Consider the following 12844-nt stretch of genomic DNA (forward strand, 5'->3'; position numbering starts at 1 on the left):
AAAGTTTTGCTGTATGATAATAATTCTGACCGGGGCGTAGCGCAGCTTGGTAGCGCGCCACTTTGGGGTAGTGGAGGTCGTGGGTTCGAATCCCGCCGCTCCGATTGATGATAAGCCATGCCTGCTAGCCTTTTTAAAATGATTAGCAGGTTTTTCAATGATGTCTGCCAGAGGATACCAAATCCTTAGCATAAAATCATTCCAAAGCTTCACTACAAATAATAATTGGAATTGGCACAGACAGCGTAGGCAAACTATTATTATTTAGCCATTCGTGCATATTATGTTGACGGTAAATTTGCACCAATTGATTAAATAATTCCTGACCGATGAAACCATTACGCCGCAGTATATTTAACTCTCGGTTGATTACTTGAATCATAGAACTGCGAAACGCTTTTTCTAGAATATTAACTTGACCCTTTACTTCTTCGTCTGTAATTAATTTAAAAAATATTCTCAGTTCACGGAGAATATACCGTTGTCCCTGAGTCAAACGCTGGTTAAATTCCCGTTCTGCTTGGCGATGCTTCACTTCTTCTGCAAATTGACATTTGACACGCATCACAGCAGAGTTATGCTGTTTGCGAACTGTTAAGCTGGGAGTAGTAGAATCAGCTTTAATTGCACCCAGAATGCGGGGGATATCCCTAGAAACTATATTTCCCTCATCGTCTAATAAAAACAACTGCTGATAGCCTTTGATTTCAGGTCGATTGGGGTCTGAAGCTTCACAAAAAACGTATGTCCCCTTCTGCTGCATAGAGAATTTAGCTGTACGAATACCATGCGGTAAATTAGCAATCCGCTCAAATTCATTTGGGCCTTCTTTCTGTAATTTTCTGAGAATTTCTTCAGCTTCATTTAAATCCAAAAAATCCTCTTCACCTTCCATATCAAAAAGACTTAACTGTTTCCCCTGTTGCTCATAAATGGCATACATAGCTTCTTCATTTAATTGTTCCGTGAGGTCAAGAATTGCAGCATCTTCACCGATAGAGTCATGAATCTCTTGAATTCTGTTTTTGAGCTTTTGCTTCAAGCCTAAATTACGTTCAATACCTAATTCAGGTAAAAAATTGTATCCATAAATTACATCTTTATCGCTACCAATTCTGTCAATGCGACCAAAACGTTGAATTAGTTTTACTGGGTTCCAATGCAAATCATAATTTATGATGAGGTCGCCATCTTGGAGGTTTAAACCTTCTGCTAATACATCGGTAGCAATGAGCGTATTTATTTCAGACTCACCTGGCTTAAATTTATATTCTTTATTGGCTTTCGGTGCAAATCTGCCAACTACACGAGTTTTATTCTTATTACTTCCGCTATAAATAACATCAATATCATCTTGTTTACCTTGTGGGTTTAAATTTTCATGCAGATATTTAGCAGTATCAGCGTATTGGGTAAAAATCAGCCGTTTTTTATCTTTGAGTATAGGTTTATCTAACCAATTTATCAGAGTTTGTAATTTGGCATCTTTATCAGGTGCAATTGGTTCAACTAACGCCTGAATTTTTTTGAGTATGTTAATATCATGCTCAATATGCTGTTGTAATTTATCTCCATTAAAATCCGCCAAGTCATATTTACCAGACACCCGACGTAATACATCTATCAAATCTTGTTCTTCAGCTTGGTTATAATCTACTGATAGCAAGATTTGCGCTTCGTCTCCTGCGGGAATAAATCCTTGAGATAGTCCATTTAGGAACCTTTCATGGACTATCAATAATTTTTGAATAGTTTCTTGAAAAGCATAAACACTCGACTCAAAGCGCTTAAATAATAGCACCCGCATTAGTCCTCGCAGGTTAGCGCCAGCGCGTTGTAAAGTATTATAAGGCTCTTGTTTTTGTTTGTCTTTTAAAACATAATTCCATAACCCATAACGAGCATAGCTAAGTTCGTTGACTAGTGGTTTAGCCAGTTGACGCTTGCGAGATATGCCTAAATATTGGCGTAATTCTTGATAAAGCCCTTGGTACGTGTCCTCGATGCTGTATTCAATAGTTTCTAGTTCTCGCTTGGGGAAAAATCGATGTTTACCACCGACAATCACGTAAGCGCGTCGGGTTCCGTCAAGGTATTCTCGGAAGTTAGCGGGGTCTACTGTTTGATGGGTTTGGGCATCAAAGCCGTAAAAACGTAAGATATGGTTGCGGGTACGACGAATCAGGATATGAGATAGTAACTCTGGTAATTTCTTTTCGCCCTTTTCCACTAACTGGAAGTATTGCTTTAAGTCGGGAGGGTCTATCGGTAAATCTGTTTTGTCATCTTGATGAAATAGTTTTAGTTGGTAGTAGATATCCCAAGCGCTTTTGTTCCGGGGAGTTGCTGTTAATAAGCAACAACGTTTACCTGTGGCTAAAAAGGTTTCTACTATTTTATATCTTTGAGTAGTGTGATTTCGGAGATTATGGCTTTCGTCAATTAATACAAAATCTCTATCTTTATATTTGAAATCATCTAATAAAACTTTGAAACCGCTTTCATCATCTTCTTTCAGCATTCCCATTGAAAGAACACGAGCATTTAGTTGATAAACTTCGTTGTAACGTTCCCACATTTCTAGCAGTGGTGCAGGACAAATAATTAAAGGACGGGCGCGTTCTGTTTGTTCAAAACGTTTGACAATTGCAGCCCCAATAAAGCTTTTACCTAGTCCGACTACATCAGAAACGAAAGCGCCACCATAATCTCGGATATTTTGAATAGCATTATTAACAGCAACTTTTTGAAAATCTGCTAATTGTTTAGTAATTTCGTCTTCTAAAATCAAGTCTTTTGGAGTGGTATCTTCTAATCTATCTTTTATTAGACTATAGAGAGTTTTCATGTAAACATCATAGGGACGCACTGGAGAACCCGCCCAAGATTGTTTCATTTCGCGCATCAAAGCTTCATTAAAATCTTCCGCTTCGTTCCATAATTCTTCAAACCAGTTGGTTAATTCTGTATGATTATCGTTTCCGTGAATTATGACATTGAGTTCAGTATTATGGGTGATACCGGAAAGGGTAAGATTAGATGAGCCAACAATAGCAATACCTTTTTCTGTACGTTTTAAGGCTCTACCTTTGCCATCATAGATAGTACCGTAGTCAAAAATATAGGCTTTGGCGTGTAAAGTTCCCTTGGTGTAAACTCGAACATGAAGCCGTTTTTCTTCAATCATCTGCACGAGATTTTTTACCAGTGTTTCAGCTTCATCTGTTTGATCCATTAGTTCTATACTAGAACGGATATTGGCTGCTGTATCGTTAGCCATCCGTTTTTCTTCACTGCGTTTGGGATATTTTTGAGCTTCAAGTTTATCTGCAATTAATTCTAGTCGCCGATATCCTTGGGCGATTTGTTCGACGGTTTCGCGGTTGCTGGTGTTCCCAATTAGTAGGCGTAGTTCTTTAATATTCGTGAGGCGTTGTGCAATGGCGGTGAAGCCAGAAAGGAAAAAGTAACCTACCGCAAAATGGGCTGCTGTTGATGAGTCGAGAATGCAGTTGATTTGGTCTACTAATTTTTGATTGCGGTTATCTATAATATCATGCATAATTCATAATTCATAATTTATAATTCATAATTCATAATTTATGATTTATGATTTGGGTTTTTGCTTTAGCTTATTGATGGAAACGACTAGTATTTTGCCGATTTCATTAGCTTCTTGTAGTAAGGGGTTAAATTTTGTTGGATGTACCATTTCTGATTCCATTAATATTTCTAGCCAATATTGAGTTTCTCTACACTCTTTTAAGCTAATCTGTAACTTATGAATAAAATCAGCATTAGATTCAGCACTTTGAGCTTCTCGAACATTAGCACCTACCGAAGTTCCACTCCTTAACAATTGTTTACTTAAAGTCCGGCAAACCCCAGGTTTCTCGTCGAGAAAGCAAGAAGCTTTAATAATCCTAATTGCAAATTTTTTCGTTCTTTCATCAATTGAAACAAAGTTATTATTACTCACACTCACACTCACACCCTTAAATTATGAATTATGAATTATGAACTATGAATTATTTAAGATTTCGCTGAGGATAATAACTGGTAAGCCTGGGACATTACGAAAGCCTTTATCGTTAGTTATAAACTGGTTGCAATTAACAGATAAGGCTGTAGCTGCATGAATAGCATCGGGTGTTTTCAGGTTGGTAGTAGCCCGGAGACTTGCAGCTTGTCTTAGCACAGGTTGGCTGATAGGAAGTAGTTGCATATTTTCCGATAACAGCAGTTCTTCGTAAGCATTGAGTAAAAAAGTATCATTGTTTCTCAAAGGAAGAACTAAAGCTTCCATCAATATGAGTTCACTACTAATAATTTGAATTTCGCCTGTCTGAAACTTTAATTATAGTGGTTGCAGCAGTGAATAATAATCAGGGTTCCACTCTACGCTATAAATTACTACTGGTGTGTCTATATAGATAACGCCAGAAGAGGGAAGTATTAGCTGTCCCATGAATTACGTTCCTCTTGCAGCTGTCTATCTATTTCTTCAGCACTTTTTGGTGTGCATTTAGCGTGAACTTCTTCTATAATTTCTATTGCAGAACGCCGTTTTACTTTAGGCTTTTCTGGCAAAATCACAAATACATCAACGGTGTCACCAATCTCGGCTTCTGGAAGTTCTATTTCTATTTTGTTTCCTGGTAAAACTTTAGTTGTGATACGTAAAGCTGCTTGCATGATTTTTTTAACCTTATACAGTTAGGACATCTTCGTAACTATCTGCAATTGTTAGGGTTAACCCTATTGAGTTTAATTCTAGTCTATTGTCCTACAAGCCATACAGGGCGGCGACTCGTTCATCTATTTCTTTCTCCCATATTTCACAGTTAACGCCTTTTGCATCTAGGCATTTTTGGACTAGTTGGGATATTGCTTCTCGTTCTGTAGTGGAAGCGTTGGGAATGGGTATTTTAGTTACATAAGGAGTTTGCATCGCCAAAGCGCCACCTGATAATTTGGAACAGGTATTTTGTAAAAATTCCCATACCAAGCAAGAGTTAAATACTCCGAATAGATATAAATTATCTGTTGGAATTATAAAAACTTTATTGTTAACATATTTACCAGTATAATCTAAAGTAAATGATTGATATGTAGAAATTTCTTGATAAAGAATTTTGGGTTTATCAAATTCTAAATAATACGCAACATTATCTTGAATTTCATACCATTTATATGAACCAGATTTACGACCTAGCCAATTTTGATTTGAAGGATAATTTTGAGGTTTTGCTTCTAATTGGGCACGCCAATTACTCAAATGTGCTTTTATAGCGGGATAGACATCTATATTAATGCCGCGCCTTGTAAAAATTAACCATCTATCTTGATAGTCAATACACCATTTACGAATATCTTTTCCTTCTACTAAAGGTTTAATTATTTCAGCATTTTTGGAGTCTTCATAAATTAATTCTGCTCGTTTTTTACCGTCAATAACGAATGCTTTATTAAAACCAGTGAGTACACCTCTAGAAATTTTACCTTTGATATATTCACCCAATGGAATACCTGCTTCTTCCATCTTTTTAAGTCGGTTAGCAGAAGAGGTATCAGTTAAAGTCCAATTTGAACCATTTAGATATGTAGGCTGTAATTGTTGTCCTTTTTCCCTAATTATTGCTGAAACATCAGGATAAGGAGATTCTAAAGATTTAACCTGAGTAAAAGTAGTTAAACTTCTAGCTGATTTATTATTTTTAGCTATAAAAATCATTGGGTATGTAGTTGCACTCTTGAAAACAGGTAAATCTCCAAAGTCTGTAATACTGTGAATATGACAAGTTTCAGCAATATGCTTTTTTAGCTTATCCCCATACTTAGCGCGAAACCACTTGTTAGGAGAAATAAAGGCTAACATCCCACCTGATTTTAAAAGTTGCAAAGCACGGGCATAAAAGAAACAATATAAATCAGCCGTCCCAGTATAAACAGCCGGATAAACTTTTTGTAGTGTCGGCTTTAAGTGCTTAATTAATTCTTGCCTCACATAAGGCGGATTCGCTACCTGAATATCAAAACCACCATCTGCAAATACCTCTGCAAACTCTACAGCCCAATCAAATCCTGCGACCTGAGTGCTACCATGAGTAATTAATGCAATTTGAGTTTTTAAATCATTAATTTGTTGCTCTAGCTTCTGCTTCTTACCCCCTTCATGAGTCCGCATATATTCAGCTTTTTTCTGACAAAATTGGTTGATAAACTCATGTCTAATTACTCCTGTAGTTGCAGGACTTGGAGCAATCAAACTATCTCCAACTTCAATTTTATATTTTAGGTTTGGTAGTGGTGGCGGATTATCCCCCTCATACTCTACAGCCAGCGATAGCCACAACCTTAACCGAGCAATGTTGACTGCAAAAATGTCAATATCTACACCGTAAAGATTATTTTCAATAATATCTAACTTCCGCTGATAGACAGTATTAGAATCTAGACCTTTGTTAGCAAATAAACATTGACGCAAATCTAATAATTCATGAAGCATTCCCAGTATATAAGCACCACTTCCAGCAGCTAAATCGCAACACTTGACGCGGCGCAATGCTTCTAGAATCGCTTCTGAATTCTTAATCTTATCTGGATGATGTTCATCAACAAATTCTGATATACTATCGCTTGCTTCTCCTAATACCTGGGTTTTGAGATACCCTTTCAAAGCCTCACGACACATAAACGAAACTATCGGTTTAGGAGTATAATAACTGCCAGATTCATGCCTCCCTGTTACGAGTTCCTCGAAGACCTTACCCAGCATTTCTGGGTCAACCGCTACCTCTACATCTAGCGGCGTACTTTCAGTAACGGTAAAAGCAAAACGTTGAAATAGATTATGAATTATACTGTCTATACATTCATCTGAAACTATAATTTGCTGGTCGTTGTCATCTTCATCTTGTTCAAATAAACCACCGTTGAGGTAGGGTACATGACCAATCAGGTCTTTAAGTAACCCACCATTATTAATATTTGCTATATCATATTGTTGGGGATTATTCAATCCTAAAAAGAAAAGGTGAGAAAGTCGATCTTTATAAAAGTTCTTATTTGATGTACTATCATCTTTTAGATAAGCTTCCCACAAAGCTGATAGATAATCTATACTTCCTTGGAATTTTAGCCAACCTTTTTTCTGGATGAATCCAATAAACATTAGACGGTTAAATAACTTTTGGGTGAATAACCGTTTACGTTCCTTCTCTGTGTTCCAGTCAATTAATTCTTCAACTTTTTCAAAAGTTTTCCGATATTCTCTAAAAAATTCTTGGGTGACAGCTTCAACATCGAATGCTTCATCATGAAGTGTCTGAATTTCTAAGACTGAAGCATGAGAATATTTTTCTAAATCTAACAGACTAATTCTTTCTGTGGCTGTGCGTAATTGTTCGCCTTCTCCAACGGTAATGCGGCGAAATAGCTTGCGTTTTTCAACGTTGTTATCATATTTGACATTAATAAAGTGCCACTGCGATCGCAATTTATTAGAAAAGACAAATAGTGCATAAGGATGTTCTTTCAAAAGAGCATCGACAACTGTTCTTTCACTTTGTCTTGACAACTCTTCTGATTGCAAATGTGCATAAATAATGTGAAAAGTATTATTAGCACCACCAGAGGCCAATAATAAGGGAGCATCTACAAGTTGGTTAGTAACTGCATCAGTCAATTTTCGATGAGAAAGTTCTTTATTCACTCGTTCATAGTTCAATTTACTCCAAAATAATCTTTTGAGTGCATCAAGACTTTTAAGATTTTGGAGTGAATTCAAGACAGACTCTTGCACTTGTAATACAGACATAGATATAAAACTTTTACTATTTTTATATTTTTAGCAAAAACCGCACAGTAAACTTTGACCATGAAGCTTACACATCACAGTATTTACAAAGTTTTGAAAGTAAGAAAAATTGCCGCTAGTCAGATAAAAATCTGCTGCGTTTAAATTGTTCTATACCTCTAAATTAAAAACAATTAATCTGTAATGAGATATTTATAGAAGTAGTATCTTTAAACAAAGATACAAATTAAATTTAATTGACTTATGTGATCTTTTGTCCAGTGTAATTACTGGACTAATAAAAATATGGTCTAAAACTTTACGAAAACTGGAGAATCCTACAGATGAAGCGTAATGCTGAAACTATAGCGCTTCTGGGTTGAGTCAAATACAGACCTAACCCCCAGCCCCTTCCCTACAAGGGAAGGGGAGTAAGATTTAAAGCTTGTTTCTTATAGGACTTACGCACAAGTATACGGAATAACGTAGACGCATTGGCGAAGCCTCTCGAAGAGAAGCGGCTTGCCGCAGGCTACCACAGAGACGCAGAGGACACAGAGAAATCAGTGTTTGAGAGATATTTTGCGTAAGTCCTATCTTAGAGGTTGTTTAAAAAGTGGTTGGCTGTAGTTTTAGGCACTCATTGATCCCCCCTAACCCCCCTTCAAAAGGGGGAACCGGAATCAAAGTCCCCCAATTTATCGGGGGATTTAGGGGGATCGAGAACTTTTTGCTACCGATAAGAGGACTTTTCAAACATCTTCTTAAAAGGAGGAAGGTAAGCTTGTAGCGGGAAGGGAGTAATAATAAAATTGCCTTAAGTCACGGACACCCGACAAAATTTGGTATGTTACTCATGCTCAAACGCTTAAGCAGCCGTAAAATTTTCTCAGTGGCTATGCTTGTGCTTGTTATATGCTTTACTCTGGTAAGTGTGCGTTCATTTGAGCAAACAATTATGACATCAGCACCCCAACTACTCACCGACCCATTTTTGCAACTGCCAACTGAAACCTCAGTGCGAGTAGTTTGGTTTACTGAGTTTCCTGGTGTTAATCATACAGTAACCTACGGCGAAAATCTCAAACAAACTGCTAAGGCAAATATTACCAAACTCAGTCGCACGCGTGAAGACCAACACTCAAGAGTTGCAAACCAAACCAAAGACGGCCAAGTTTATCAAGAACCCGTCCAGCGCGACATTTGGCGACATGAAGCTGAGGTGACTGGGTTAACTCCTGGTGTGCGGGTAAACTATCGCATTACGAGTCTGCGAGAAGACGGCGAGAGTGTTAACAGTGATGTTTTTAGCCTCGCAGCTACTCCAAAACCGGATACACCATTAAAAATTTTACTCACCTCTGACCATCAGTTAAAGCCGATGACATCTGCAAATCTGCAAAAGGTGGTAGAAACGGTTGGACGAGTTGATGGCGTGTGGTTTGCTGGTGATTTGGTCAATGTTAGCGATCGCGCCTCAGAATGGTTTGATGATAATAGTGGTGGTGCGTTGTTTCCCGGTTTACAAGGTCGTGCTAAATATGAAATGACGCACGACGGTATAAAGACAATTTACACTGGTGGACAAATAATTCAACACGCACCCATGTTTACTTGCATTGGCAATCATGAGGTGATGGGGCGATTTGCCAGGACGAGAAGTTTAAATGATGAATTTGATGATACAATTCCCCGTGCCGTTGCTCAAAAAATGTATCGGGATAAATCTTTAATAGATAATTCTTTTAATACTAATACCTACGAAGAGATTTTCTCTTTACCAAAAAGTAAAGAGGGTGGAAAAAGGTATTATGCAGTCAGCTTTGGTGATGTGCGTTTGGTGGTACTGTACGCTACGAATATGTGGCGCACTCCCAGCTTAGATGGAAAGCGTATAGGTAGATATCGAGAAGCAGAAAAGGATTTAAATAATCCTGAAGATTGGGGTTATGGACAGCTGATTTATGAGCCAATTGCTAAAGGCAGCAAGCAGTACAATTGGCTAGAGGCAGAACTCAACAGCCCTGAGTTTAAACAAGCAAAATACAAAGTTGTGATGTTTCATCATCCGCCCCACACTCTGGGTGATAATATAGTTCCTGCTTATACAGAACCAGTTCAAATAATTGAACGGGATGATAATAATATTAAAGCAGTGCGTTATGAGTACCCGAAAGATGCAGATTATATTATCCGCGATGTTGTCCCAATACTAGAAGCAGCTAATGTGCAATTGGTATTTTATGGGCATTCCCATTTGTGGAACCGCTTTGTTACTTCCAGTGGAATGCACTTTCTGGAAACATCTAATGTGGGCAATAGTTACGGCGCTGCTTGGGGTGACAGAAAGCGAGAAGTGCCAATTGGATATCAAGAGGATTATGTTAAGCTTGGTGATCCCAATGGTTTAGAACCGATAGTGCCAACAATTTCTCCCTTGCTGGGTGAAGATCAAAAGCCGATGCCTTATATTGCGAGTAATGATATTACGGTTTTCAGTATCTTTGATACGGCGACGGGCACGATAAGTAGTTATCGTTTTGATACCCGCAAGCCTGATTCGGAAGTATTGAAGTTTGATGAATTTAAGTTGAAATAGGGAATAAGTAGAACGGCGTTAATATTGAGTCAGAATTGAGTCAGAGACTCAATTAATGCATTCCCATACGGAGTATGGGAACGAGGAAAACGAGGAAGAACATTACTATACTGAAGAAAGACTTTATAAATCTTATTAATGACTGTAACTACACAGCAGTTTGCAACCCAAGACGCCTTTGAAAAATTCTTTTGGAATTGGCACGGCTACAAAATTCAGTATACTGTCATGGGTACAGGACGCCCTCTGGTACTGGTTCACGGCTTTGGTGCTTCCATTGGACACTGGCGCAAAAATATCCCAGTTTTAGCTAATGCTGGCTACCAGGTATTTGCCATAGACCTTTTAGGTTTTGGTGGTTCTGATAAAGCGCCCATTGATTACGGTGTGGAAGTTTGGGTGGAACTGCTGAAAGATTTCTGCACAGCACATATACACGAACCTGCTGTATTTATTGGCAACTCCATCGGCGCACTTTTGAGCTTGATAGTACTGGTAGAACATCCAGAAATTGCTGCTGGTGGTATTTTAATTAACTCTGCGGGTGGTTTGAGTCATCGTCCCCACGAATTGAACCCGCCGCTACGGATTGCGATGGCAGCTTTTAATCGGTTTGTGCGATCGCCAATTACAGGTAAATTTGTCTATAACCGCATCCGCCAAAAAGCCCAAATTCGCCGTACCCTCTACCAAGTTTACCGCGATCGTGAAGCCGTCACCGATGAATTAGTCGATTTACTTTATACTCCCTCTTGCGACCCAGGAGCGCAACAAGTTTTCGCCTCCATTCTTACAGCACCTCCTGGCCCAAGTCCAGAGGAACTATTGCCAAAAGTAGAACGTCCTCTGTTAATAATTTGGGGTGCTGATGATCCCTGGACACCAATTACCGGGGCAAAGATTTACGAAGAGGCGCGTGAGAATGGCAAAGAAATCAAAATTGTTCCCATTCCCAATGCCGGTCATTGTCCCCACGATGAGGTTCCAGATGTTGTCAATGCCCAGATTGTTGATTGGCTAGCGCAAAGGTGATTATTTCGCGCCAAGACGCAAACGCAAAGACGCTTTCTGCCGATGTGCCTTGTCCCAGCTAGGGTAAAAATGGGGCTAACAATCTGGGTGAGTGGATCTTAATTTTTTAATTGCACCTTGACAGAATCAAACTCGTATGCAGTTTATAATGGAGCTTGATGTGCATAATGGACATAAAAGGGTAATTCCCTTAAGCCACCATCCAGATTTTTCCCAACAAGGCTATCAAATTATCGGCGAACTAGGACGCAACCGAGAAGGGGGACGCATTACTTACTTAGCTAATGTCCTCAACTCTAATCAACAGGTAGTGATTAAAGAGTTTTGTTTTACTCGTGCGAGTGCTGATTTGTCAGGTGTGAAAGCCTACCAGCGCGAAATTGAAATCTTGCAACAACTGAATCATTCCCGCATCCCTCGCTATGTAGATTCGTTTGAAATGCCAGGAGTTTTTTATTTGGTGCAGGAATATAAAAATGCGCCATCTTTGGGTATAAGATGCAGCTTTCATCCTGAAGAAATTAAGCAAATTGCTCTGTCAATCTTAGAAATTTTAGTTTACCTACAAAAGCAAGTTAGCCCAATTATTCATCGGGATATTAAGCCAGAGAATATTTTGGTTGATCAAGAACTAAATGCTTATCTGGTTGATTTTGGTTTGGCTAGGATACAGGGTGCAAAAATAGCTTTTAGCAGCTTTGTAGCAGGAACGCCAGGTTTTATGCCACCAGAAGAACAGTTTGGTCATTCCCTGACTGAGGCATCAGATTTATATAGTTTAGGAGCAACGCTGATTTGCTTACTTACTAATACCCGTTCTGTTGAGATTGGGAAATTAATTGATGATAACTTTCGCTTTAATTTCCAGAAATTAGTTCCTCACATCAGTCTGAATTTTCGGTTGTGGTTGATGAGAATGGTAGAACCCAGCCGGAAACGTCGCTATGCTAATGCATCTTTTGCTTTGGAAGCACTTAAGCAAATTGAGGTTGTTGGTAGCGCCACTGGGATAGATACTTTAGTCAGTACAATCAAACCTAGAAAACGAGTTACAGCGCTGGGACTAGCCACTGTTGTTACACTGGCTACGCTGGGGGCAACTTTGATGAGTTGTCAGCCTGGTGGTGCAGTCAGGCAACTGCTGAAAGCTACAGAATGCCAAAGTTTTGACTTAAACGCTTGCCGACAAAATACTGGACATTAAGATTAATTAGGGACTTCCAAATAAAAAAATATTCAATTATTTCTTGTGGGGTGGGCATCTTGCCCGCCATATAAACTGGGCGGGTAAGATGCCCACCCCACAAGTAGTAGTAATTTATTTCTTGGAGTTCCCTTAGCCCGCATTCAGCTAAGGATTACAACGGTTTTCAAGTGATTCTAAGCTTAAATGTAGAGTAAAAGGCGTAGGCGTA

The 12844-nt window shown here is 38.8% G+C and carries 8 protein-coding genes and 1 tRNA gene; 4 read left to right on the plus strand and 5 right to left on the minus strand.

Annotated elements, in window-relative coordinates:
- The first annotated feature begins 30 nt into the window (after nucleotides 1–30).
- Nucleotides 31–104 (plus strand) — tRNA-Pro (locus HWQ23_RS30465).
- Between the two features lie 92 nt (nucleotides 105–196).
- On the opposite strand, the gene HWQ23_RS30470 is transcribed toward HWQ23_RS30465, so the two are convergent.
- From HWQ23_RS30470 to HWQ23_RS30490, 5 genes are all read right to left on the minus strand, one after another.
- Nucleotides 197–3562: a helicase-related protein gene (locus tag HWQ23_RS30470; protein WP_292837133.1), complete on the minus strand. Its 3366-nt coding sequence runs from the start codon at nucleotides 3560–3562 to the stop codon at nucleotides 197–199.
- Between the two features lie 45 nt (nucleotides 3563–3607).
- On the minus strand, nucleotides 3608–3979 hold the full coding sequence (locus tag HWQ23_RS30475) for a four helix bundle protein (protein WP_292837134.1): 372 nt from the start codon (nucleotides 3977–3979) through the stop codon (nucleotides 3608–3610).
- Between the two features lie 42 nt (nucleotides 3980–4021).
- Nucleotides 4022–4336 carry a type II toxin-antitoxin system VapC family toxin gene (locus tag HWQ23_RS30480; RefSeq protein ID WP_365743311.1) on the minus strand — a complete coding sequence of 105 codons (315 nt, stop codon included), beginning with the start codon at nucleotides 4334–4336 and terminating at the stop codon, nucleotides 4022–4024.
- Nucleotides 4337–4455: 119 nt separating this feature from the next.
- Complete coding sequence (locus HWQ23_RS30485; RefSeq protein ID WP_292837136.1) at nucleotides 4456–4695, minus strand: hypothetical protein; 240 nt, start codon at nucleotides 4693–4695, stop codon at nucleotides 4456–4458.
- Between the two features lie 91 nt (nucleotides 4696–4786).
- Nucleotides 4787–7819 carry an Eco57I restriction-modification methylase domain-containing protein gene (locus HWQ23_RS30490; RefSeq protein WP_292837138.1) on the minus strand — a complete coding sequence of 1011 codons (3033 nt, stop codon included), beginning with the start codon at nucleotides 7817–7819 and terminating at the stop codon, nucleotides 4787–4789.
- Between the two features lie 937 nt (nucleotides 7820–8756).
- Between HWQ23_RS30490 and HWQ23_RS30495 the strand changes: the two genes are divergently transcribed.
- From HWQ23_RS30495 to HWQ23_RS30505, 3 genes are all read left to right on the plus strand, one after another.
- A complete protein-coding gene (locus HWQ23_RS30495; RefSeq protein ID WP_292837140.1) occupies nucleotides 8757–10397 on the plus strand; it encodes a purple acid phosphatase family protein in 1641 nt (546 codons plus the stop codon).
- A gap of 138 nt (nucleotides 10398–10535) precedes the next feature.
- Nucleotides 10536–11429, plus strand: coding sequence for an alpha/beta fold hydrolase (locus HWQ23_RS30500; protein ID WP_292837142.1), 894 nt, complete (start codon nucleotides 10536–10538; stop codon nucleotides 11427–11429).
- A 148-nt stretch (nucleotides 11430–11577) separates the two neighbouring features.
- Entirely contained in the window at nucleotides 11578–12633 is a 1056-nt protein-coding gene (locus HWQ23_RS30505) for a serine/threonine protein kinase (RefSeq protein WP_292837403.1), read from the plus strand.
- Nucleotides 12634–12844 lie beyond the last annotated feature (211 nt).

This window comes from Nostoc sp. JL33, assembly GCF_017114985.1.
Lineage (GTDB): Bacteria > Cyanobacteriota > Cyanobacteriia > Cyanobacteriales > Nostocaceae > Nostoc.

Coding starts and splice junctions, on each gene's coding strand:
- HWQ23_RS30490 (WP_292837138.1), bottom strand. CDS start 7,819: ATGTCTGTATTACAAGTGCAAGAGTCTGTCTTGAATTCACTCCAAAAT.
- HWQ23_RS30485 (WP_292837136.1), bottom strand. CDS start 4,695: ATGCAAGCAGCTTTACGTATCACAACTAAAGTTTTACCAGGAAACAAA.
- HWQ23_RS30505 (WP_292837403.1), top strand. CDS start 11,578: ATGGAGCTTGATGTGCATAATGGACATAAAAGGGTAATTCCCTTAAGC.
- HWQ23_RS30500 (WP_292837142.1), top strand. CDS start 10,536: ATGACTGTAACTACACAGCAGTTTGCAACCCAAGACGCCTTTGAAAAA.
- HWQ23_RS30470 (WP_292837133.1), bottom strand. CDS start 3,562: ATGCATGATATTATAGATAACCGCAATCAAAAATTAGTAGACCAAATC.
- HWQ23_RS30495 (WP_292837140.1), top strand. CDS start 8,757: ATGACATCAGCACCCCAACTACTCACCGACCCATTTTTGCAACTGCCA.